The 20,773-nt window shown below is 58.8% G+C and carries 26 protein-coding genes; 7 read left to right on the top strand and 19 right to left on the bottom strand.

Going from position 1 to position 20,773, the window contains the following annotated elements:
• Positions 1-11: 11 nt before the first annotated feature.
• A complete protein-coding gene (locus AC0V6L_RS08825; protein ID WP_486153910.1) occupies positions 12-755 on the bottom strand; it encodes a DNA/RNA non-specific endonuclease in 744 nt (247 codons plus the stop codon).
• 470 nt (positions 756-1,225) lie between these two features.
• Here AC0V6L_RS08825 and AC0V6L_RS08820 point away from each other — a divergent pair, with 470 nt between their 5' ends.
• Positions 1,226-2,569: a cystathionine gamma-synthase family protein gene (locus AC0V6L_RS08820; protein WP_486153909.1), complete on the top strand. Its 1,344-nt coding sequence runs from the start codon at positions 1,226-1,228 to the stop codon at positions 2,567-2,569.
• A 55-nt stretch (positions 2,570-2,624) separates the two neighbouring features.
• A complete protein-coding gene (locus AC0V6L_RS08815) occupies positions 2,625-3,467 on the top strand; it encodes an SDR family NAD(P)-dependent oxidoreductase (protein ID WP_486153908.1) in 843 nt (280 codons plus the stop codon).
• A gap of 43 nt (positions 3,468-3,510) precedes the next feature.
• Here AC0V6L_RS08815 and AC0V6L_RS08810 read toward each other — a convergent pair whose 3' ends face one another.
• Positions 3,511-4,044 carry a J domain-containing protein gene (locus AC0V6L_RS08810; protein ID WP_486150148.1) on the bottom strand — a complete coding sequence of 178 codons (534 nt, stop codon included), beginning with the start codon at positions 4,042-4,044 and terminating at the stop codon, positions 3,511-3,513.
• Positions 4,045-4,253: 209 nt separating this feature from the next.
• Between AC0V6L_RS08810 and AC0V6L_RS08805 the strand changes: the two genes are divergently transcribed.
• A complete protein-coding gene (locus AC0V6L_RS08805; RefSeq protein ID WP_486153907.1) occupies positions 4,254-4,406 on the top strand; it encodes a hypothetical protein in 153 nt (50 codons plus the stop codon).
• Here AC0V6L_RS08805 and pal read toward each other — a convergent pair.
• The 13 genes from pal to hisB form a co-directional block, all read right to left on the bottom strand.
• The gene (gene pal, locus AC0V6L_RS08800) at positions 4,399-4,920 is read right to left on the bottom strand and encodes a peptidoglycan-associated lipoprotein Pal (protein WP_486153906.1); all 522 of its coding nucleotides are present in this window, start codon (positions 4,918-4,920) and stop codon (positions 4,399-4,401) included. The genes AC0V6L_RS08805 and pal overlap by 8 nt on opposite strands.
• Positions 4,921-5,004: 84 nt before the next feature.
• A complete protein-coding gene (tolB, locus tag AC0V6L_RS08795; RefSeq protein WP_486153905.1) occupies positions 5,005-6,423 on the bottom strand; it encodes a Tol-Pal system beta propeller repeat protein TolB in 1,419 nt (472 codons plus the stop codon).
• Positions 6,420-7,232: an energy transducer TonB gene (locus AC0V6L_RS08790; protein WP_486153904.1), complete on the bottom strand. Its 813-nt coding sequence runs from the start codon at positions 7,230-7,232 to the stop codon at positions 6,420-6,422. The genes tolB and AC0V6L_RS08790 overlap by 4 nt, the downstream gene beginning before the upstream one ends.
• A gap of 63 nt (positions 7,233-7,295) precedes the next feature.
• Positions 7,296-7,727, bottom strand: coding sequence for an ExbD/TolR family protein (locus AC0V6L_RS08785; RefSeq protein ID WP_486153903.1), 432 nt, complete (start codon positions 7,725-7,727; stop codon positions 7,296-7,298).
• Positions 7,727-8,419, bottom strand: a complete 693-nt coding sequence (gene tolQ, locus AC0V6L_RS08780; protein WP_486155088.1) for a protein TolQ — start codon at positions 8,417-8,419, stop codon at positions 7,727-7,729. Before tolQ ends, AC0V6L_RS08785 begins: the two co-directional genes overlap by 1 nt.
• A gap of 74 nt (positions 8,420-8,493) precedes the next feature.
• Complete coding sequence (locus AC0V6L_RS08775) at positions 8,494-8,943, bottom strand: YbgC/FadM family acyl-CoA thioesterase (protein ID WP_486155087.1); 450 nt, start codon at positions 8,941-8,943, stop codon at positions 8,494-8,496.
• A 119-nt stretch (positions 8,944-9,062) separates the two neighbouring features.
• On the bottom strand, positions 9,063-9,440 hold the full coding sequence (locus AC0V6L_RS08770) for a histidine triad nucleotide-binding protein (RefSeq protein ID WP_486153902.1): 378 nt from the start codon (positions 9,438-9,440) through the stop codon (positions 9,063-9,065).
• Between the two features lie 4 nt (positions 9,441-9,444).
• Positions 9,445-9,762 carry a phosphoribosyl-ATP diphosphatase gene (locus tag AC0V6L_RS08765; RefSeq protein ID WP_486150132.1) on the bottom strand — a complete coding sequence of 106 codons (318 nt, stop codon included), beginning with the start codon at positions 9,760-9,762 and terminating at the stop codon, positions 9,445-9,447.
• A 14-nt stretch (positions 9,763-9,776) separates the two neighbouring features.
• Positions 9,777-10,559: an imidazole glycerol phosphate synthase subunit HisF gene (hisF, locus tag AC0V6L_RS08760; RefSeq protein WP_486153901.1), complete on the bottom strand. Its 783-nt coding sequence runs from the start codon at positions 10,557-10,559 to the stop codon at positions 9,777-9,779.
• A 193-nt stretch (positions 10,560-10,752) separates the two neighbouring features.
• Positions 10,753-11,481 (bottom strand): 1-(5-phosphoribosyl)-5-[(5-phosphoribosylamino)methylideneamino]imidazole-4-carboxamide isomerase, encoded by a 729-nt coding sequence (gene hisA, locus AC0V6L_RS08755; protein WP_486153900.1) that lies wholly within the window; start codon positions 11,479-11,481, stop codon positions 10,753-10,755.
• A gap of 216 nt (positions 11,482-11,697) precedes the next feature.
• Positions 11,698-12,318, bottom strand: a complete 621-nt coding sequence (hisH, locus tag AC0V6L_RS08750) for an imidazole glycerol phosphate synthase subunit HisH (RefSeq protein WP_486153899.1) — start codon at positions 12,316-12,318, stop codon at positions 11,698-11,700.
• Positions 12,315-12,599 (bottom strand): YciI family protein, encoded by a 285-nt coding sequence (locus AC0V6L_RS08745; protein WP_486150122.1) that lies wholly within the window; start codon positions 12,597-12,599, stop codon positions 12,315-12,317. Before AC0V6L_RS08745 ends, hisH begins: the two co-directional genes overlap by 4 nt.
• A gap of 3 nt (positions 12,600-12,602) precedes the next feature.
• The gene (hisB, locus tag AC0V6L_RS08740; protein WP_486153898.1) at positions 12,603-13,232 is read right to left on the bottom strand and encodes an imidazoleglycerol-phosphate dehydratase HisB; all 630 of its coding nucleotides are present in this window, start codon (positions 13,230-13,232) and stop codon (positions 12,603-12,605) included.
• A 101-nt stretch (positions 13,233-13,333) separates the two neighbouring features.
• Between hisB and AC0V6L_RS08735 the strand changes: the two genes are divergently transcribed.
• The 3 genes from AC0V6L_RS08735 to gmk are packed head-to-tail and all read left to right on the top strand — an operon-like array spanning position 13,334 to position 14,945.
• The gene (locus tag AC0V6L_RS08735; protein ID WP_486155086.1) at positions 13,334-13,840 is read left to right on the top strand and encodes an SspB family protein; all 507 of its coding nucleotides are present in this window, start codon (positions 13,334-13,336) and stop codon (positions 13,838-13,840) included.
• 20 nt (positions 13,841-13,860) lie between these two features.
• Positions 13,861-14,289, top strand: coding sequence for a hypothetical protein (locus AC0V6L_RS08730; protein ID WP_486153897.1), 429 nt, complete (start codon positions 13,861-13,863; stop codon positions 14,287-14,289).
• Complete coding sequence (gmk, locus tag AC0V6L_RS08725) at positions 14,286-14,945, top strand: guanylate kinase (protein WP_486150116.1); 660 nt, start codon at positions 14,286-14,288, stop codon at positions 14,943-14,945. Before AC0V6L_RS08730 ends, gmk begins: the two co-directional genes overlap by 4 nt.
• Positions 14,946-14,975: 30 nt before the next feature.
• Here gmk and AC0V6L_RS08720 read toward each other — a convergent pair whose 3' ends face one another.
• The 4 genes from AC0V6L_RS08720 to AC0V6L_RS08705 all read right to left on the bottom strand — a co-directional run bounded on the left by AC0V6L_RS08720 (position 14,976) and on the right by AC0V6L_RS08705 (position 18,982).
• Positions 14,976-15,626, bottom strand: a complete 651-nt coding sequence (locus AC0V6L_RS08720; protein WP_486153896.1) for a hypothetical protein — start codon at positions 15,624-15,626, stop codon at positions 14,976-14,978.
• A gap of 85 nt (positions 15,627-15,711) precedes the next feature.
• Positions 15,712-16,521, bottom strand: a complete 810-nt coding sequence (locus tag AC0V6L_RS08715; RefSeq protein ID WP_486153895.1) for an SDR family oxidoreductase — start codon at positions 16,519-16,521, stop codon at positions 15,712-15,714.
• A gap of 12 nt (positions 16,522-16,533) precedes the next feature.
• Positions 16,534-17,673, bottom strand: a complete 1,140-nt coding sequence (locus tag AC0V6L_RS08710) for an acyl-CoA dehydrogenase family protein (protein WP_486153894.1) — start codon at positions 17,671-17,673, stop codon at positions 16,534-16,536.
• Positions 17,674-17,788: 115 nt separating this feature from the next.
• Positions 17,789-18,982 carry an acyl-CoA dehydrogenase family protein gene (locus tag AC0V6L_RS08705; RefSeq protein ID WP_486150108.1) on the bottom strand — a complete coding sequence of 398 codons (1,194 nt, stop codon included), beginning with the start codon at positions 18,980-18,982 and terminating at the stop codon, positions 17,789-17,791.
• 251 nt (positions 18,983-19,233) lie between these two features.
• Between AC0V6L_RS08705 and AC0V6L_RS08700 the strand changes: the two genes are divergently transcribed.
• Positions 19,234-20,682: an MFS transporter gene (locus tag AC0V6L_RS08700; protein ID WP_486153893.1), complete on the top strand. Its 1,449-nt coding sequence runs from the start codon at positions 19,234-19,236 to the stop codon at positions 20,680-20,682.
• The last annotated feature ends 91 nt before the right edge of the window (positions 20,683-20,773 follow it).

Raw genomic sequence — 20,773 nt, 5'->3', positions numbered from 1 at the left:
GGTTTAAGCGATCACCACATGGATCCTGCTTTGCGTTTATACGCATGCAGATCGCCGCCCGCTATCCGGTCCCAAAACTGCCCGCCGACAATCTGTTCTGCATCATAGGTTTTGACTAGAAACGTCTCCAGATCAGCGGTCTGTTTCTTGTTTGGTATCTCAAAGGTCCACAGCCGGAACCGCCCGCGCTTGTTTTCGACCAGCACGCTTTTGATGAAGGCATGAGGGACAGGCACGCTGATGCCGAAATCTTCCTGGGTCTTGCCGATGCGCTCCACTTTTTCGCCGAAATAGAACACCGGGCAAGTCAGCACATAGGTTTCTGCGGTGCTGGCCCGCTTATCCAGATTGCGGATTTCGTCTTCCAGATCGCGCCAGATGCCTTGGTTAAATTGCGGCTTTTGAGGGCTCATATTGGACATCAGGAATGTTTCGGAGTTCTGGATTTCCTGCAAATCCTGATTGGCACTCGCCACCAAATGTCCGCGATCATAGCCGCTGCCGACATAAGCTTTCAGCCCAGCGCGAAACCGTTTGGGAATGCGGGTGTCTGCGCGGAACGCGTTTTTGCGCACCACGCCCGATAGATCATTCACCAGCTCGCGTTCGCGGTTGATGATCTCCAGCGTCCATTTGGCCTGCCGGAAATACCAGGAATATCCGATGGTGAAATGCCGCCCGGTCAAAATCTGATCGCATACCGGGGCGCCGTAACGCAGCTCGCGCTGCATCTGGAACGGATCGTTTATGGACATAAGCCTCTCCCTTTTAGCTGGTCTCAGGCTCTTTGGCCCCATGCGCGCCCATCGGCATAATCAAAGCACAACATGGCTGCGGCTTCGAGCTGCTTTTTTCTGAAGAGGCGCGCCTGCCGATGCTCGCCTGTTTCCCCCGGAGCTGCTGCGCTGTCCTACATGGCCCTCACGCGGTATAAAGGGCGCATGAACTATCCCGCCCCCTTCTCTCACTTGCCGCGCACCGGGCGAAACATCGGGCGGATCTTTTTTACGCTAAGACCGTGTAACATGCGGTCCATGTGTGCCTCAGCTGCGATGAACCGAGCTGACGCGAAGCGGTTGCATGTGAAACCAGTTCTGGCTATCGCAGGGCCTAACAGGCAAAGGGAGAAGCGCCTCTGCGGAAGGTTAGAGGCGGGCGCCCCTACCCTCTTCAATCCGCTCCTGCCTTCCTGGGAGCGTCCAAATACGCAGGAAGGCTCCCGCCCATGACCGATACGCCCCCCACCAACACACCTGTTGATCAGAACGCAGCGCCCGGTGCCCCCACCCCGCGCCGCAAGCCCAAGCCAGAACGCACCTCCATCGCAGGCCGGCCGCTCAAGCCATCGACGCTGATGATGGGACACGGGTTTGACCCGGTGCTGTCCGAAGGATCACTGAAAGCGCCTATCTTCCTCACTTCCACATTCGCCTTCCCCAGCGCGGCTGACGGCAAACGCCACTTTGAAGGGATCACCGGCAAACGCGAAGGCGGGGCAGAAGGGCTGGTCTATTCGCGCTTTAACGGACCCAATCAGGAGATCCTGGAAGACCGCCTTGCCATCTGGGACGGGGCAGAGGATGCGCTAACGTTCTCATCCGGCATGACCGCGATCTGCGTGCTGATGCTGGCCTATGTGAGCCAAGGCGATGTGATCGTGCATTCCGGCCCGCTCTATGCCGCATCCGAAGGCTTCGTCGCCAAAGTGCTGTCGAAGTTCGGGGTGACCTATATCGACTTCCCCGCTGGCGCGAGCAGGGAAGAGCTGGACGAGGTGCTGAGCCGCGCCAAACGCCAAGCAAACGCGAATGGCGGCAAAGTGGCGATGATCTACCTCGAAAGCCCGGCAAACCCCACCAACGCGCTTGTCGATATCGAAGCTGTGAAAGCGGCGCGTGATGCGAACCTCAAATGGCCCTGCCCTATCGCGATCGACAACACGTTCCTTGGTCCCTTGTGGCAGCGCCCGCTGGATCACGGTGCGGACATCGTGGCCTATTCGCTCACCAAGTATGTGGGCGGGCATTCGGACCTTGTGGCAGGCAGCATTGCGGGCGCGAAAAGCTGGATGGACCCGGTGCGCGCGCTGCGCAACACGATGGGCGGGATTGTTGATCCGAACACCGCCTGGATGCTGCTGCGGTCATTGGAGACGGTGGAACTGCGCATGCAGCGCGCAGGCGAGAATGCCGCCAAGGTTTGCGCGTTTCTGAAAGACCATCCCAAAGTCACCGGCCTTGGCTATCTCGGCGATATCACAGATGCCCGCCAACGCGACATCTATGATCGGCATTGCAAAGGCGCAGGCAGCACTTTCAGCGTGTTCCTGAAAGGCGGCGAGGCAGAGTGCTTCGCTTTCCTCGACAACCTGCAAATTGCGAAGCTTGCCGTCAGTCTTGGCGGAACAGAGACACTGGCGAGCCACCCGGCATCCATGACGCATCTGTCCGTGCCCGATGAACGCAAAGCCGCGCTTGGCATATCCGACAGTCTGGTGCGCATCAGCGTGGGGATTGAGGATGCAGGCGATCTGATTGCAGACTTCGAGCAAGCTCTCGAACACGTTTGAGGCGCTTTCCTACTCCCCTCACCCGCGCTAAGCCGCAAGGGAGGGAGAGCAAGCAATGGGTGATACGCGAAAGCCAGTGTGTCTGGTAATCGGGGCTGGCGCAGGGATCGGCGGGAACACCGCCATACGGTTTGCCGCGGGCGGATATCACGCAGTGCTCGCACGCCGATCAGATGAGGCGAGCCTTGGCCGGTTGATTGACCACATAGAGGAAGCGGGCGGCACTGCGACAGGCACACTGCTCAATGCGGCTGAAGACGGCTCGATTGAAGAGCTGGTGGAACGGGTCGAGCGCGACATCGGCCCCATCGACACCGCGCTCTACAATCTGGGCGCACAGATCGGAAACCGCGATCTGCATGATACCCCGCACCGCACCTTTGAGCTGGGGTGGCGGCTGGGCTGCTTTGGTCTGTTCCGCCTTGCCCATGCGATGCTGCCGGCCATGGTGGAACGCGCCAAGACCGGACGGCATGGGACGCTGCTGGTGACCTCTGCCACATCAGCCGTGCGCGGCAATGCGGGCCAGCACAGCCATGCCGCAGCCATGGGCGGGCGGCGGATGCTGTGTCAGACCTTAAACGCAGAATTCGGCCCGCAAGGCGTGCATGTCGCGCATGTGGTGGTCGATGGCGCGGTCGATGCTCCCGACACATTGGGCAAACTGCTGGGTGATAAATGGGATGCCTTCAGGCAGGCAAAGGGCGCAGACGGCGTGCTTGACCCGGCTGATCTGGCCGAGACCTATTGGCATCTGGCGCAGCAGCCGCGCAATTGCTGGACCCACGAGATTGACGCCCGCCCTTGGAGTGATGTGGCGTGGTGGAATGACAATCCTGCCCCGGCGATCAATTCAAGCTCAAACAAACGCGGATTTGCGGGACCGGAAGCAGATTAGCGCCTAAACCGCTTTCCTACTCAGGCCATGCGATTGTAAGGGATCAACCCTTCCACACCCGGCGCTCTTCGGCGGAACGCAGCACTTCGTAGCTGACCTGGAGTTTCTGGAACTCCTTGGCAGCTTCTTCATCCCCCGGTTTCACATCAGGGTGCACCAGTTTTGCTTTTTGGCGATAGGCTTTCTTGATGGCTTCAAACTCAGCATCCGCTTCCAATTCCAGCACTTCGAGCGCGCGCATCTCATCAGCGGTGCGCGATCCATCGCCCGATGTCGCCCAGCCATAATGCGAGCTTTCCGCATAGGCTGCGCTTTCGGCGCGTTCCGCTTTGGCGCGCTGCTCTTTCTCGGCCTTTTCGAGACCTTCGAAATAGTCCCATTTAGAGTTGTATTCCGCCGCATGTTTCTGACAGAAATACCACTTGTCCGGGTTGTTGGGCGATTTGGGAGCAGGACAAAGCCCCGGCTCATCGCAGCCATGCCGATCGCATTCACGCTGGGCGACCGTTTCGCGCGACGAATCGTAGGAACGCCAGCGCGGAAAGCCCCAATCGTTGGAACGACGTGCCGCGCTCATGCAGGAACCGGAATACGGGAAATGAGAGAAAGGATGGAATGGGTCACAAGAGCCAATCTAGCCACCCTGACCACAGATGAAAAGGCGAGATGCATCCAGGCCCGCACGCTTTTCGTAAATTGGAGGAACCAGTTGCAATTGAAAATGTTGCATTGCAATACTACGTTTACGAAGTGTCGTTATCGCGGCGCTCTCACACAGGGAACCGCATGAGCCAGCAACTCAAAATTTCGAGCATTTTCAGCACTGCCGCGCTGGCAGCTCTGTGCCTTGTTGCTCAGTTTTCAGGCTTTGACACAAAGCAAGCACCGGGGATCGCCATCAGCGCCCCGGCACCCATCATCACTGCTCAGGTCAATTGATCAACACGCTGGCCGCACGGCGGTTTTCAGCCCATGCTTGCTGCGTTGAAGCAAGCGCAACGGGGCGTTCCTTGCCAAAGCTGACCGTGGTGATCCGGTCTGGCGAAATGCCAAGACTGACGAGGTAGTTCTTCGCCGCATTGGCGCGCCGTTCGCCCAGGGCAAGGTTGTATTCGCGTGTCCCGCGTTCATCGCAGTGCCCTTCGATGGTGAAAGTGAGCGAGGGATATTGCGCGAAATACTGCGCCTGCGCCTGCAAAGCGGCGGCATCAGCGCTGTCGATGTTAAAGCGATCTGTATCGAAGAAAACGACGGTCGATTGGCCGACGGCATTGCGGAAATGCGCCTGTGTGCCTGGTCCTGCCACATTGGCCGAATTGCTGGGCGGCGGAGCGGGGGTTGATGTGGTTGTATCCATAGGCAGCGGCGGCAATTCTTCGGGCGCTTCTTTTGAGCAGGCCGCGATCGCGCTGACCGATACCAGCAACATGGCGGTGGCAAATGGCTTGTTCATCAAGACTATCCTTTCGTTGAATATCGTCAGCGCAATCGCTTCTCATACAAATAGCGCATCAATCAGTCGTATCGGCAAGCCCCATCAAGGCCGGATTGGTCCCCAGGCGGGATCAGACGCATCAACCGGGGTTGGCAGACGCCGTTCGTTCTGGCCGGTGAGGTCAACCTGCCAAAGGTTCGATTTGCCCGAATTGCGCGCCGTGCGGAAGAATTGGATGATCCTGCCATTGGGCGCCCATGTCGGGGCCTCATCTTGCCATCCGCTTGTGAGCACACGAAGGTTGCGCCCCGCCGGCGTCATCACCGCAACGTTGAAGTCGCCCGCAATACGCGTGAACGCAATCTGGTCACCGCGCGGGCTCCATTCTGGCGTCGCGCAGCGTCCTCCGAAAAAGGTGATGCGCCGCTGGTTTGTGCCATCAGCATTCATGACATAGCATTGCTGCGACCCAGACCGATCGCTTTCGAAAACGATCTTGCTGCCATCAGGCGAATACGATCCGCCAATATCAATCCCAGGCGTATCGGTAAGCCGCGTGATCCGCCCACCCGTTACAGGGACACGGTAAATATCGGTGTTGCCTGCAACCGCCATGGAAAACAGGATATGCCGGCCATCCGGTGCCCAACGCGGGGCGAGTGTCGGGCTTTTGTTCTCTGTAACCAAAGTCTGACTGCCCCGGCCAATGTCGTAGACATAGATCCGCGGATTGCCATCGACATAGGACAGGTACAGGATCTTAGAATAATCGGGCGAATATCGCGGTGTTAGTGCGGTGGCGCTGCCAAGGGTGAGAAAGCGGTGATTGGCGCCATCGCTGTCCATCACAGCCAGGCGTTTGACCCGCTTATCCTTTGGTCCCGTTTCAGCGATATAGGCGATGCGGCTATCAAAGAACGGGCTTTCTCCCGTCAATCGAGCATAGATCAGATCCGAGCATTTGTGCGCGGCGCGGCGCCAATCGGCAGGGCGCACCTCATATCCTTCGCGGATAAGCTCATCTTTGAGAGCCACATCATAAAGATAGCATCCCACCACCAGCTTGCCGTCAGGTTTGGCGTTGGCGAAACCCTGCACCAGCATTTCGGCACCGCGTGAATTCCACGTGCTCCAGCTGGGGCTGCGGATTTGCGAGAATGGCGGCTGCGGCAGACTGTCTGGGCCAGTCGGTTTGAACAGGCCATTATTGCGCAAATTGGCTGTGATGACGCGCGCGATTTCCTGCCCCAGCGCCGCCGTTCCGCCCGAATTGGCAGGGGTCGACCGGTCTGCATCGGTGGCAAAAGCGGGGATGGCAATGCCGACATCGGAATAATCCGTATCATCGGTGACGGTGAAGACGAGACCGCCTTCATCATCGCCGCCTTCTGAGGCCGCAATGTCTGCGCCGTCAACCGCTCCGCCCTCGCCAACGGGTTCACCCAGATCGGTGTTTTGCGCCGCCGCCGTATTGGCGAGAGAGGCACTGACCAAAGCGAATGCGAAGATAGCAAATTTCATCGTGCAAGGTTCCTATCGAAGCTGAGCGCGCGGATCGATTTCCAAGCGTTGTAATATTCTGGTGGCAAGTCAAACGGGGCTGCAAGACGCACAGCGCGAAGCGCAATCTCAGCGTGTCGGCCCTTCTGCGCTTCATTTGCAGGCGTCACACCCGATTGGCGCACCACCCGCGGGCTGCCTTTGAGTGATCCATCAGGATTGAGCTGAAAGGACACAATCGTCACAAGCTTGTCTGCATCCGCGCCTGTCGGCGCTTTGCCAGCCCAATGCGGGCGCAATTCGCGGATCATCTGCGACTGTATCGAAGCTTTGGCACTCGCACCAATCTGGCTTGCCGGGATGCGTGTTTCGGTGCTGCTTGATGAAGTGCCCGCACCGGGCAGGAAGTCATCGCCAATCCGGCTTCCACCGCTTGGCCGGCTGGGCGTAGCGCGCGGCGAGGGTGCTGGGGTTCGCGGCGTTGGGCGCGCAGCAGGCGCGGATGCCGAGCGATTGGGCGCTACTGAGCGCGAAGGTGGCGGCGGAGGCGGCGCGCTATCGGGCAGCGGAGCAGGATCGCTCAGCTCAGGCACCGGAACTTCTCCCAGAACAGGGGCTGTGGCCGCCGCAGCCTCCGGCACAGGATCAGGCGCCGTGGATGTCAAGCTCACATCGGTTGCAAGGCTGACGGCGATGCCTTCAGATTCTGGGATCGTATCAGGCACTCGCACGGGCTGGAGCAATAGCAACGCAACAACCGTCACGTGCAAGACAGCAGCAACGGCCAGCCCAATGCCGTCTTCATTGCGATATGTTCGTGCCTCAGCCATCCTTACCTCAACGCTAAGTGCGCCTCGATGAATCCGAGGTGACCGGGCAACTTGCAGTGACCATCATGGCTCTGCCACCAGTTTGATCTGGGTAAAGCCTGCACGATTGAGCTCACCCAGAACGGCCATTGTCCGTCCATAATCGACGCTGCGATCCCCGCGAAAGACGACGACGGGCAATTGCCCATCTGCGCCGCGCTCCGTTTGCGCAAGAGCTGCGGGGAAACCGCCAGTGGGCACAGCGTCATTGTTGATGAAGATCGCGCCTTCTTCATTGAGCGAAACGGTGATCTGTTCAGGATCCTGATTGACCGGATTGGCCGCGCTTTCGGGCAATTCAATCGGCACACCCACTGCAAGGAGCGGGGCTGTCACCATGAAGATGATAAGCAGGACGAGCATGACATCAACAAAGGGCGTGACGTTGATTTCGGCCATCGGCGCACGGCGCGAGCGGCGCGATCCGCGGCGGTTAGAGGAGAGCGTGGCCCCCATCAGCCTTTGTCCAGTTCCCTGCTGAGCCCTGCGTGAACCTTGTCAGCAAACCTTTGAAGTTTGGCCTCATATCGGTCAACCCGGCCCGAAAACCGGTTATAGGCGATGACTGCCGGGATAGCAGCGAACAGACCGATTGCGGTCGCAAACAAGGCCTCTGAAATGCCCGGCGCGACCACTGCCAGGGATGAGCTTTCCTGTGCGCCGATCTGGAAGAAGCTGTTCATGATGCCCCAGACTGTGCCGAACAGGCCGACAAAGGGCGCGACCGATCCGGTGGTTGCAAGAAAGCCCAAACGCCCAGCCGTTTCGTCGGCTTCCTCAGCGATCTGGCTTTCCATTGCAGCGCTGATCCGGTCGCGTGCGGCGCTGCGATCAATCGAAGGCCCGGCTTTAGAGCGCTTCCATTCATCCATCCCCGCCCCTGCGACACGCGCCGCCGGATTGCCCGCGCGGGCCGATTTGGTCAGCATGCCGTCACGATCACGCGTTTCCCAGAATTCAGACTGATAGCCATCAACCGATTTCTCAAGCCCGCCAATACGCAAGGCAAAGGCGATGCTGATTGCCCACACGGCAATGCTGGCGATCAGCAAACCAGCCATGACGGCCTGAACGACGATATCCGCGTCAAGGAACAGCTCCACCGGGTCAAGCCGAGTGGATGCAGCGCCAGCCGCAGGAGGAGCCAGAGAGACCTGTGACGCGGCGACGATGACTTGTGATGTCAGAGTGGTGAGTGACACTTTCGAAAATGGTCCTTTGATCAGGATGAAGCGGTCATAAAGGTGTGAAAGGCATCGCGCCATTCTTGCGGTTGGCGGCGCGGGCGGCCTTCGAGGGTGAGAAAGCCTGCACGCACTTGCGCTGTGCAAAGCACACCATCGCCGCGCCGCGCGACTTGCTCCATCCGCACCGAGGCCGCCGCGATCTGGGTGCTGGTGGTGGTGATGATCACATCATCATCAAGCTTGGCCGGAGACACGTATTTGATGTTCAACTCGGTCACCGCATAGGCGCCCTCGCCCGCCTCAATCGCGGCGCGCTGATCGATCCGCAGCAATCGCAACAAATCAGAGCGCGCGCGTTCAAACCAGCGCAGGTAATTGGCATGATAGGTGATGCCTGAAAGGTCCGTATCCTCGTAATAGACCCGCACGCCGTACAGGTGGCGCGAACCATCGATCAATCCGCCGGGGAGGTTTGGCCTTGTCATCATTCAATCGGTTAGCGCGCTTGCGATTCCCTGCATAGCCAAGCTGTGTAGATGTCCACCTGAATGCAGGATTATGGGTGTCCCACCCGCGATGAACCGATCCCGCAACCCGCCAGCAATCACCGCGCGATCATGGGACCAAGGGGATGTCCTCCAAACAGGTGGACGTGCAGATGGGGCACTTCCTGCCCGCTATGCTGGCCCACATTGGCAAGCAAGCGGTATCCCGGCTCAACCAGCCCCTTCATCCGAGCGACCTTGCCGACAGCCCGCACGAACCCGCCAATCTCCGCATCAGGCGCGTTCGCGCTGAAGTCATCCCAGCTCACATAGCGGCCCTTGGGGATCACCAATGTGTGCACGTCTGCCTGCGGGTTGATGTCTTCAAAGGCGTAGGCCCAGTCATCCTCATAAACCTTGGCAGAGGGTATCTCACCGCGCAGGATCTTGGCGAAGATGTTGTCATCATCATAGGGCTGGGTGGCATCGATTGGCATCGCTTTATTGGCTCCTTTGCGCTTTCTCATCCAGGCCTGACAGCCCTTCGCGCCGCGCCAGTTCACTGGTCACATCCTCAAGCGACACACCGCGCTTGTGCAGCAGCACCAGCAGGTGGAACACCAGATCGGCCGCCTCACTTGTCAGCTCATCAGGAGAGCCAGCAACCGCCGCGATCACCGCCTCGGTCGCTTCCTCACCCACTTTCTGCGCGATGGCGCCTACGCCTTTCGCATTCAGCTTGGCCACATAGCTTGTATCAGGCGAAGCATCAGCGCGCGCCGCGATCGTGGCTTCGAGCCGTTGGAGAGTGTCTGTCATCCCGCCCTCTTCCCTCATACCCCGCGCGCAGGCAAGCCTGCCTCGCGCAGCGCTGCATGTGCCTCGCTGATTGTGTGCGTGCCAAAGTGGAAGATCGAGGCTGCCAGCACCGCGCTCGCCCCGCCTTCGCGCACGCCGTCCACGAGGTGATCAAGCGTCCCCACACCGCCGCTGGCGATCACTGGAATGCTCACGCGGTCAGCAATTGAGCGGGTTAGCGCAAGGTCATAGCCTGCTTTGGTCCCATCGCCGTCCATGCTGGTCACCAGCAGCTCGCCCGCGCCAAGCTCAGCCACCTTAGCCGCGTATTCCACCGCGTCGATCCCGGTCGGTTTGCGCCCGCCATGGGTGTAGATCTCCCATTTGGGAGCCTCTTCGCCCACAGGCGGCACCACGCTGCGCGCATCAACGCTGGCCACCACGCATTGGCTGCCAAAGCGCGCGGCGATCTCTGCCACAAGGTCTGACCGCGCAACGGCAGCTGAGTTGATCGCCACCTTGTCCGCCCCTGCGAGAAGCAGCGCGCGCGCATCATCCACGCTGCGCACCCCGCCGCCAACCGTCAGCGGCATAAAGCACACCTCAGCCGTCCGTTTGACGATATCGAGCAATGTCCCGCGTCCTTCGTGACTGGCCGAGATGTCGAGAAAGCACAGCTCATCCGCGCCCGCCGCATCATAGGCGCGCGCCTGCTCCACCGGATCGCCTGCGTCTTTGAGATCAACGAAGTTGACCCCTTTCACCACGCGGCCATCGGCAACGTCCAGGCAGGGGATGACGCGAATGCGGACGGTCATGGCGTGAACACTCTTTCTGCAGCAATGACGAAGCACGAAACGCCAAGCCCTCCATACAGCAAAACGACACACCAGAACGAAACCGGATCGTCATTGCGCTGGATCGGCCCGAAGATACTTCGCCGCACCATTCGGAACGCCGCCAATAGCACCGCCATCCCGGATGCGACTAGGCCGAGAGCTAGTAGACTGCTCAAACCCTCGTCCCCATCGCAATTGCGGCGGCCAGGTCCAGCCTGCCTTCGTACAGCGCGCGGCCTGTTATCACCCCTTCTATTCCCTCACTTGCATGAGCGGCCAGCACGTGGATGTCGTCGAGGCCCTTGACCCCGCCGCTCGCGATCACAGGGATGTCGACACGCCGGGCGAGTTCAACTGTCGCATCCACGTTCACGCCTTTCAGCAGCCCATCGCGGCCAATGTCGGTGAACAGCAGCGCGGCAACGCCTGCATCCTCAAACCGCCTTGCCAGATCGACCACCGGGACATCGGAAACCTCGGCCCAGCCTTCGGTTGCGACCATGCCGTCTTTGGCATCCACTGCGACCACGATGCCGCCTTCCCACTCCCGCGCCATGTCACGCACGAATTCGGGGTTTTTGAGCGCGGCGCTGCCCATTACGACGCGCGAAACGCCCAGCTTGAACCAGCCTTCGACCCCGCTTGCATCGCGGATACCGCCGCCCAATTGCACATGGCCGGGAAACGCTTTGATGATTCCTCTCACCGCCTCTGCATTGCGCCCTTCACCGGCAAAGCTGCCATCAAGGTCCACCACATGCAGATGCTGCGCGCCGGCCTCGGCAAACAGCGCGGCTTGCGCAGCAGGATCATCGCCGTAAACCGTCGCGCGGTCCATATCGCCTTCGGATAGGCGCACCACCTCGCCTGCCTTCAGGTCGATGGCGGGGAAGACGATCATGGCATTTCCTTCACGCTCGGGGCTGAGACGTGGACCGCTGAGAGGGGTTTTTGCAAAAGTTGTGCGCGGGCGCAAAGCCCCGCATCCCCTGAGTTTGAGGCCCATTTCCGATTCAAAAGTGTAACCTTTAGCATTTCGGCACTTTCAACTGCGATTTAGCCACTGTGTAACTCTGCCCCAATTTCCCGCTGTAGGAAATGTTTTGCAGCGAAGGCTCTACGGCTTCCATTCCAGAAACCTTTCGAGCAGCGCCAAACCATAGGCCTGGCTCTTTTCGGGGTGAAATTGCACGCCCAGCATGGTGCCGCGCCCAATGGCTGCGACCAGCCCCTCGCCGTGATCGGTCATCGCGGTGATATCCGACGGGTTTTCGGCGGCGAAATGATAGGAATGGAGGAAATACGCCTCGCCCGGATCAATCACGGCATGCCCTTTTGCATGGGGCAGCAGGGCCACATCATTCCATCCCATATGCGGAACCTTGATCGCGGGATCGCTGGGCGTGATGAGGCGCACTTCGCCCGCGATCCAGCCCAGCCCTTCATGCGTGCCAAATTCCAGCCCGCGCGTAGCCAGCAATTGCATGCCGACACAAATGCCAAGGAACGGCGCGCCGCCAATATGCACGCGTTCTTCCATCGCCTCAATCATGCCGGGCAGCGCGCGCAAACCATCGCTGCACGCTTTAAACGATCCAACCCCCGGCAGCACGATCCTGTCAGCGGTGCGCACTGTGCTGGCATTGGCGGTAACGGTCACATCCGCGCCAGCCGCTTTCAAAGCGTTGTAAACCGAATGCAGATTGCCCGCACCATAATCGATGAGCGCGGTAGTCACGCCGTCAACGCCTCCAGCCCCTTTGCAGCGAATGTCGGGATCATCTGGGTGATCGTCACTTTGCAAGCGCCCTCGCGCACAAAAGGATCATCGCTCACACGCAGTTCAACAGCCTCGCGGGTTCCGACGGCAAGGATGATACCGCCTGTGCGCGGCTGTTTGCGGCCCCAGCTTAAAAACACACCGTCAGCATGGCCGCTGCGCAAATGCGCCTGATGATCGGGCAAAAGCGCATCAATCACATCAAGCGCGGCGGTGTATTCCAGATCAATCACAAACATGGCCTATCCGCCCAATTGCCCCTTGGTTGACGGCACCGCGTCGCCTTTGCGCGGATCTCGTTCCACTGCGATGCGCATGGCGCGGGCGAAGCCTTTGTAAATGCTCTCACAAATATGATGATTATTGCTGCCATACAGCAATTCGATATGCAGCGTGATCCCGGCGGTTTGAGCGACCGATTGGAACCAATGTTCGATCAATTCGGTGTCCCATTCGCCCAGCTTTTCCTGAGTGAACGCGGCATTCCAGACCAGAAACGGACGGCCCGATATATCAAGCGCCACGCGCGCCAGTGTCTCGTCCATCGGTGAATAGGCTGCACCGTACCGGCCAATCCCGGCTTTATCGCCCAGCGCATCAGACAGCGCCTGACCCAGTGCGATAGCGCTGTCTTCTGTTGTGTGATGCTGATCGACATGCAGATCGCCTGTCACTTTCATCGTGACATCAATCAGCGAATGCTTGGAAAACTGCTCCACCATATGATCGAGAAAACCGATCCCTGTCGAAACATCATAAACGCCGCTGCCATCCAGATTGACCGCGATATCAATCGAGGTTTCGGCGGTTTTGCGCGCGATGTGGCCGGTTCGGCCAGAAACGGGAGCGGATTGAGAGGCGTTTTGTGTCATAGTGCCACGCGCTATAAGCGCCTGTCAGCCTCGTGCAATCCCGGATAGTTGTCGAACAGGTCTTGACCATCGGCGCGCGCGCAGCCACTTCTTTAACGATCATGACCGATGAAACGCCTGACAGCCTAATACCTTACGATGAAATCGTGCAGGAAGCTTTGCGCGCGGTTGTGGGCCGCGTGCTGGGCGAGATTCAAAGCGGCGGCGGCGAATTGCCGGGAACGCATCATTTCTACATCACATTCAAAACCACCGCGCCCGGCGTATCGATCCCGCAGCATCTGAAAGATCGCTTTCCCGATGAAATGACGATCGTGCTTCAGAACAAGTTCTGGGAACTCGAAGTGCGCGAAGAGGGCTTTTCGGTTGGCCTGTCCTTCAATCAAATCCCTGCCAAACTGCAAGTGCCCTTTGCCGCGATCACGGCCTTTGTTGATCCGGCGGTTGATTTTGGTCTGCAGTTTCAGGCCGCTGTCGATGATCTTGCGCCCGAAGAGCATGACGCGGCGCAAAATGACGGCACCGAAGGCAATGACGACGCAGATGGCGCGGGCGGTGATGGCGATGGCTCGAACGTCGTCTCAGTGGATTTTGGCCGCAAGAAATAGCGCGGGAAGGCGTTTGGCTGATGGGCATCCTGAAACGAGGCAAGGCGAAAGGCGCGAGCAAAGACGGCTCGGTCAGTGACACCGCGCCTGACGGCGAACCTGCAAAATCGTTGCCCCTGCCCAGCACCAATCCGGCCACCAATGCGGTGATTACCGGGCTGCTTGTGAAAGCCGCGGGGCGCCTTGTGCTTGACCAGCTGGAAAAGCGCATGGTCGTTGCCGCTTACGATCCTGCCAAAGCGCGCGAACTGATCGACGGGCGCACCGTCGTCACCAGCCTTGCGCTGTATGGGGCGAGCAAGCTTGCCACCCGGTCCGTGCCGGGCCTTGCACTGGTGGCAGGCGGGGTGCTGGTCAAAACGCTCTATGATCGCGGGCGCAGTGTCCAAAAGGCGCACGCGGCTGCTGATGATCGCCCCGCTCTCACGCGCGAAGAGCCTGGCGCATGACCGCTGAACGCACCGCGCCTCCGCTGCAAACCAACGCGCTGAAACGGCGCGGGCTGCTTTTTATCCTGTCCTCTCCTTCTGGTGCGGGCAAGACGACCCTGTCGCGCATGCTGCTGGAAGCGGACCGTCATATCGAAATGTCGGTTTCTGCCACCACGCGCCCGCCCCGCCCCGGCGAAGAAGACGGCGTGCATTACCATTTCGTCTCCGAAGAGCGCTTTGATGCGATGATCGCAGAGGATGACTTTTACGAATGGGCGCAGGTGTTTGGCCACCGCTACGGCACGCCCAAAGGCGCCATCCGCGAAGCGTTGAAAGAGGGGCGCGATTTCCTGTTCGACATTGATTGGCAAGGCACACAGCAGCTTTATCAAAAAGACGCGCAGGATGTGGTCAGCGTCTTTATCCTGCCGCCCAGCCTTGATGAATTGCGCCGCCGATTGGAAGCACGCGCGCAGGATTCCGAAGGTGTAATTGATGCCCGCATGGAACGCGCGCGCGATGAAATCAGCCATTGGGCCGAATATGATTATGTCGTTATCAATGACGATGTGGACGAATGCTTTGCCCGCGTGTGCGAAGTGCTCGATGCAGAACGGATGCGCCGCACGCGCCAGACGGGGCTGATCCCGTTTGTGCGCGGATTGATGGGATAGCTTACCGGAGCAGGCTCTAGCGCTTGGCGCTCAAACGGTTTCGCGCTGTTCCAATTCTTCCAGCAATTGTTTGAGCTGTTCGTCAATGATCGCGCCGCTATCCCCGCCGCCATAATTCAGCGCGCCGCTTGAAAAAGTGGTGCCAAATGTATCGGCCAGCGATTTGGTCTGCAAAATTCCGCTCGCGAAATCGCGTGTCGTCAAGCTGTCGAGCGGGTGGAGGAAAATGCCCCACACAACGCCTTGGCCCACCGCATATCGCGCATCCAGAGCGGTGTCGAAATTGGCCTGCATCAACCGTTCCATCCCGCCTTCGGGAAGGGCAGAAGCCTCAGCAATCGGAGTGATGATCCGCATCCGCCCGGCATTGGGATCGGTGACGACCATCATCAATTGCTCATCGAGATTAAACTGCCAATTGTTGCCGGTGCGGCTCGCCTCGCCATCCAGCGCCGCAATCACTTCGCCCATCCGGTCAAGCGCTTCAGCCATTTCAGCGGACGGTTTCTGCGGCGTTTCATCGGGGGCTGCTTCATCGCTAAAGTCAGGAGCAGGCGCGCGCTCTTCCTCGCTATCTTGCGCAGCGAGCGGAGTTAGCGGCAGCGCAGCAAGAGCCAGAGCGAAAACTCCGCCAACCAGAAGCAAAGCAGCAAAGCGAGGGAAAAACAGCGCAGGCATCATGGTCTCTCCGAATAACGGGCAGGTTCACAGACCTATACGCGCGCGCGCCGCGATCCGTTACGCCGGCCCATCCAATATGGCCCCGTTATACGCCGCCCGATGGATCGCTGAATGATGCTGGCAAAGCCGCGTTTACGATGCCGCCATCCACTGTGACCGTATCGCCGACGACGTAATCGCCTGCCCGGCTGCACAGGTAAATCGCCGCCGCTGCCATATCTTCTTTGGTGCCGATGCGTTTGGCCGGGATACCCGCCGCGCTCGTGGCAGGATCGTTCTTGGCCGCCTGGTTCATTTCGCTGACGAACGCGCCCGGCGCGATGGAAGTGACGATGATATTGTCCTGTATCAACCGAGCCGCCATGCGCCGGGTGAGTTGGATCACCGCAGCCTTTGACGCCTGATAGGGATAGGTCTCCCAGGGATTGATCCGCTGACCATCAATGCTGGACACATGGATAACCTTGGCCGGATGATCGCCTTTGCCAGCTGCCACCAGCAGATCGTGCAATTTCTGGGTCAGGAAAAACGGCGTTTTGACATTCAGGTCCATCGTGCGGTGCCAGCCCGCTTCGGAAAATTCCAGATAATCCTGTCCCCAAGCAGCGCCCGCATTGTTGATGAGGATATCAAGCTTGTCCTCGCGGCTAGCCATTTCATCGGCAACATGCTGCATGCCGTCCATCTGGGACAGATCAGCGGGAATGCCGATCACTTTATCAGCCCCAAATTCGGCAATGGTGGCTTCCATCTGCTCAACTTTGCGCGCCGAGATGTAAACCCGGACGCAGCCGGCCGCGAGCAACCCTTCGACAAACATCTTGCCAATGCCGCGGCTGCCGCCTGTGACCAATGCGATACGGCCATCAAGGCCGAACAGGGATTGGATATCCATGGACTTGCTTCCTCAATATCCGCTGAGTTCAGCGACACGGTTGGCGTGGAAATAGGCATCGCCCAAAAATTCCTGCAAAGCCCGGTCGCGCTTCATGTAAAGGCCGATGTCATATTCATCGGTCATCCCGATCCCGCCATGCATCTGCACGCCTTCTTTCACCGAAAGCCCTGCGGTTTTGGCGACTTTCGCTTTGGCGACAGAGCTCATCAGATCAGCGCTTTCAGCCCCTGCATCCAGCAATTGCTGCGCTTTGATGACGGCAGCGCGCGCAATTTCAACTTCGGAATAAAGGTGGCTGGCGCGGTGCTGCAATGCCTGGAATTCACCGATCAGGGTGCCGAATTGCTTGCGCTGTTTTAGGTAATCGATGGTCATATCCATCGCGCCGCTGGCGACGCCCACACCTTCGGCGGCTGCACCGATACGGCCTGCGGTGAGCATAGCGTTGAGAATATCGCGGCCGCCATCAACGTCGCCGATCACCGCATCGCCGTCCAATTCAACACCGTCAAATTTGATGTGACTTGCAACCGAGCTATCAACCAGCCGCACAGGATCCTGCACCATGTTCGCGGCATCTTTTGGCACGGCGAACAAGGTGATGCCGTCATTGTCATCGTCTGATCCGCTGGTGCGCGCGGCAACCACGAGCATGTCGGCCGCGACCGCCTGGATCACGAAGGTTTTTGCGCCCGACAATTTGAACCCATTGCCCGATTTCTCTGCGCGCGTGGCGATCCGGCTGGGCCGGTGCTTTGCGGTTTCATCAATCGCCACGGCAAAGACGCTGTCGCCTTCGATCAGGCCGGGCAGATAGCGGCCTTTCATATCGGACGAGCCATGTTTGAGCGCGGTCGCAGCCAGAACGGAGCTGGTCAGAAACGGCGAAGGCGTAAGATTGCGGCCAATCTCCTCCAGCACAATGCCCGCTTCGACATGGCCCATGCCAAGCCCGCCATCCTCTTCGCCCACAAGCATGCCTGTAAAGCCCATCTCGGCCATTTGCTTCCACAGCTTGTGGCCAAATCCATCGGGGCAATTGCCATCGCGATAGTGGCGCAGCTGTTTCGCGATATTGCCTTCTTCGGCCATAAAGCCGCTTGCGCTGTCGGCCAGCATGGCCTGATCTTCGTCATGAAATAGGGGCATTTGTGTTTCGTCCTCTCAAGAAACGTCATCCCAGCGAAAGCTGGGATCGTCTGCCGCCGGGTGTTCCTCTAGCGGCACGAGACCCCAGCTTTCGCTGGGGTGACGCCAATAGTGTTTACGAACCCGGCAGTTCGAGAATGCGTTTGGAAATCACATTGAGCATGACTTCTGACGTTCCGCCTTCGATCGAATTGGCCTTGGTACGAAGCCAGTTGCGCGATGGTTTTCCGCCCTCGGTCTCGTCGCTTTCCCATTCCAAGCTGCGCGAACCGCCTGCTGTCATCATCAATTCATGCCGGCGCTTATTCAGCTCGGTGCCCGCATATTTCATCATATTTGGCTGCGCCGGGTGCGCTTTGCCAACTTTGATCTCGTCGAGGAATTTTTCCCCCATCGCGCCATAGGCAAGCGCATCGACATCAAACATCGCCAGTTCGGCGCGCAAAACGGGATCAATCTCATCGCCGGTCTTGGCCGCATGGCGTTTCATCGCGGCACCAATGGCAGAGGTGCGATCACCGCCGCCCGCGCCCGAAATCATCTCGCGTTCGTGACCCAGCAGATATTTCGCCACGTCCCAGCCGCGATTGATCTCGCCGACTTGTGCAGGAATACCTTCGCCGTAAGATTTGGGCACTTTTACATTGTCAAAGAAGGTTTCGCAGAAAGGCGAATTGCCGCTGATCAATTTGATCGGCTTCGTTGATGCGCCTTCACTTTCCATATCAAACAGCATGAATGTGATGCCGCGATATTTGTCGTTCTTGTCAGTGCGGACAAGGCAGAAAATCCAGTCGCAATGATCGGCATAGCTGGTCCAGACCTTTTGCCCATTGACGACCCAGTGATCGCCTTTGTCTTCGCCAAAGGTTTGCAAGGATACAAGGTCCGAACCGCTGCCGGGCTCTGAATACCCCTGGCACCAACGAATTTCTCCGCGGGCGATCTGGCCGAGGAAATGTTTTTTCTGCTCTTCAGTGCCGAATTTCAGCAGAGCGGGTCCAAGCATCCAGATACCGAATGAGCTGAGCGGCGGGCGCGCACCAATGCGGCCCATTTCCTCGCGCAGCACTTTCGCCTCAGCCGGTTCCAGTCCGGCCCCGCCATATGCCTTTGGCCATGCTGGCACGGTGTAGCCCTTTGCTACACACGCTTCGAACCAGGCCTTTTGCGCGTCGTTTTTGAACACCGCATTGCGGCCGCCCCAATAGACGTCTTCTTCATCGCGTACAGGCTCGCGCATTTCAGCCGGGCAGTTTGCCTCAAGCCATTGCCGCGTCTCGGTGCGGAATGTTTCCAGATCAGCCATAACAGGCGTAACTCCTCTCAAATAAGCTCCCACTTGACGCTTACGTTATCGTTATTTCGCGCCTTCCTGCAAGCTTTCAAACCGCAATTCGGCCGCTTTGCGCAAACGGCCTCGCTTGCCGTAGCGTCACCGGTCTTTGGCCACACACATCATTGACGAAAAACATCGCAAGCCTACGCTTAGGGTCAAGGTTTGGGAGAACCACGATGACGGGATCTCGCAGATCATTGTCGCCCAGATGAGGGGCCGCAATGAGTTTTGTGCAAGGCAAATTGCCGATGCGGCTGAAGCTTATTCATGGCTTTGGCGCGGTGGCATTCGGGGTTAAGGACGGGGGATTCTTGTTCTTCCTGCTGTTCTATTACAGTCAGGTTCTGGGAATGGATGCGGGCCTCGTCGGGCTGATCCTGCTCGCAGCCTTGTTAATTGATGCCTTTGTCGATCCGATCATCGGATATCTTTCTGATCGCACTTACACCCGTTGGGGCAGGCGATTGCCCTGGCTTTATGCCGCGCCGATCCCGCTGGCGTTTGTCTGGGTGATGCTGTGGTCCCCGCCGGGCGGTGAGGCGCCGTCGGCGCTCGGCTTGTTGGGATTGATGGTGACAATCCGGGTGCTGCTGTCGGCCTGCGAAGTGCCCTCGATCAGCCTCGTGCCTGAACTTACGTCCGATTACGATGAGCGCACGACCTTATTCCGGTTTCGCTTTTTGTCAGGCTGGCTTGGCGGCATTCTCATGATGGTGCTGGCCTATACCGTGTTTATGCCGGGCGAGAATGGCTTGCTCAATCAGGCAGGCTATCCGGTATGGGGAACGGTGGGCGCGGTCCTGATGGCAGTGGCTGTGCTCGGGTCCGCCATTGGCCAGCACAAGCTGGTTGCGCATTTGCCCGAACAAAAGCCCCCACCTTTCAGCGTCAAGGATGCCTTTGGCGAAATCGTTGAGGCCTTCAGCGAAAAAGCGTTTCTGATTTTCGCCGCCGGAGCGCTCGCCGCTTATATCAGCCAGGGGATGAATTTCTCCATCTCCAACTTTCTCAATGTCTATGTCTGGCAGCTGGACCGGGTGACGTTCGATTGGGCCCCTGCCTGGCTCAATGGTTTGACCGCTTATCCGTTTGTGCTGGTGGTGTCGGTGATCGGCATGTTCATGATTGTGGCGCCCATGCACCAACGTTTTGGCAAGCCTGCAAGCGCTGCCTGGTCTGCGATCCTCGCGCTTGTGATCGGCACCGCGCCTTATGGACTGTTTCTTGCAGGTTTGTGGCCGCCAATCGCCTCTTTCCCATCGACCGTGCTGTATTATCTGTTCGTCATTTTCGCCAATATGTTCGGCGTGGTGGTGATGATTTCATCCACTTCCATGCTGGCAGAAATAGTCGAGGCATTCGAAGAACGCACCGGACGCCGCGCAGAAGGATCGTTTTATTCGGGCAACTGGCTGGTGCAGAAATGCGCCACCGGTTTTGGAGCGGCATTGACCGGGCAGATCATCGGATTTTCGCAGCTTGAACAGGGCGCTGACCCAACCAAAGTGCCGTTTGATGTCATTGCAACCATCATCACTGCCTTTGCCGGCCTGACCATCATTCTGGCGCTTGTCGCGGCCTATTGGCTCGCGCGGTTCCCGATCACCCGCGAAGAACACGAAGCGCGCATCAAAAGGTTGTCGCTACGGCTTCAGCCAGATGCGATGTAGCAAGACAAAGTGCCACAAATGAGAGCTTGGCGCAGGCAAGCCGCTCTGCCACGGTCGCCCGCAACAGATTCGATTGCAATTCAGGACTAGA

The organism is Erythrobacter sp. JB1-15, from assembly GCF_057365035.1.
The sequence above is the reverse complement of the archived record's forward strand: the minus strand, read 5'-3'. Positions and strand labels throughout refer to the sequence as shown.

Coding starts and splice junctions, on each gene's coding strand:
- AC0V6L_RS08825 (WP_486153910.1), bottom strand. CDS start 755: ATGTCCATAAACGATCCGTTCCAGATGCAGCGCGAGCTGCGTTACGGC.
- AC0V6L_RS08820 (WP_486153909.1), top strand. CDS start 1,226: ATGACCGATACGCCCCCCACCAACACACCTGTTGATCAGAACGCAGCG.
- AC0V6L_RS08815 (WP_486153908.1), top strand. CDS start 2,625: ATGGGTGATACGCGAAAGCCAGTGTGTCTGGTAATCGGGGCTGGCGCA.
- AC0V6L_RS08810 (WP_486150148.1), bottom strand. CDS start 4,044: ATGAGCGCGGCACGTCGTTCCAACGATTGGGGCTTTCCGCGCTGGCGT.
- AC0V6L_RS08805 (WP_486153907.1), top strand. CDS start 4,254: ATGAGCCAGCAACTCAAAATTTCGAGCATTTTCAGCACTGCCGCGCTG.
- pal (WP_486153906.1), bottom strand. CDS start 4,920: ATGAACAAGCCATTTGCCACCGCCATGTTGCTGGTATCGGTCAGCGCG.
- tolB (WP_486153905.1), bottom strand. CDS start 6,423: ATGAAATTTGCTATCTTCGCATTCGCTTTGGTCAGTGCCTCTCTCGCC.
- AC0V6L_RS08790 (WP_486153904.1), bottom strand. CDS start 7,232: ATGGCTGAGGCACGAACATATCGCAATGAAGACGGCATTGGGCTGGCC.
- AC0V6L_RS08785 (WP_486153903.1), bottom strand. CDS start 7,727: ATGGGGGCCACGCTCTCCTCTAACCGCCGCGGATCGCGCCGCTCGCGC.
- AC0V6L_RS08775 (WP_486155087.1), bottom strand. CDS start 8,943: ATGACAAGGCCAAACCTCCCCGGCGGATTGATCGATGGTTCGCGCCAC.
- AC0V6L_RS08770 (WP_486153902.1), bottom strand. CDS start 9,440: ATGCCAATCGATGCCACCCAGCCCTATGATGATGACAACATCTTCGCC.
- AC0V6L_RS08765 (WP_486150132.1), bottom strand. CDS start 9,762: ATGACAGACACTCTCCAACGGCTCGAAGCCACGATCGCGGCGCGCGCT.
- hisF (WP_486153901.1), bottom strand. CDS start 10,559: ATGACCGTCCGCATTCGCGTCATCCCCTGCCTGGACGTTGCCGATGGC.
- hisA (WP_486153900.1), bottom strand. CDS start 11,481: ATGATCGTCTTCCCCGCCATCGACCTGAAGGCAGGCGAGGTGGTGCGC.
- AC0V6L_RS08745 (WP_486150122.1), bottom strand. CDS start 12,599: ATGTTTGTGATTGATCTGGAATACACCGCCGCGCTTGATGTGATTGAT.
- hisB (WP_486153898.1), bottom strand. CDS start 13,232: ATGACACAAAACGCCTCTCAATCCGCTCCCGTTTCTGGCCGAACCGGC.
- AC0V6L_RS08735 (WP_486155086.1), top strand. CDS start 13,334: ATGACCGATGAAACGCCTGACAGCCTAATACCTTACGATGAAATCGTG.
- AC0V6L_RS08730 (WP_486153897.1), top strand. CDS start 13,861: ATGGGCATCCTGAAACGAGGCAAGGCGAAAGGCGCGAGCAAAGACGGC.
- gmk (WP_486150116.1), top strand. CDS start 14,286: ATGACCGCTGAACGCACCGCGCCTCCGCTGCAAACCAACGCGCTGAAA.
- AC0V6L_RS08720 (WP_486153896.1), bottom strand. CDS start 15,626: ATGATGCCTGCGCTGTTTTTCCCTCGCTTTGCTGCTTTGCTTCTGGTT.
- AC0V6L_RS08715 (WP_486153895.1), bottom strand. CDS start 16,521: ATGGATATCCAATCCCTGTTCGGCCTTGATGGCCGTATCGCATTGGTC.
- AC0V6L_RS08710 (WP_486153894.1), bottom strand. CDS start 17,673: ATGCCCCTATTTCATGACGAAGATCAGGCCATGCTGGCCGACAGCGCA.
- AC0V6L_RS08705 (WP_486150108.1), bottom strand. CDS start 18,982: ATGGCTGATCTGGAAACATTCCGCACCGAGACGCGGCAATGGCTTGAG.
- AC0V6L_RS08700 (WP_486153893.1), top strand. CDS start 19,234: ATGAGTTTTGTGCAAGGCAAATTGCCGATGCGGCTGAAGCTTATTCAT.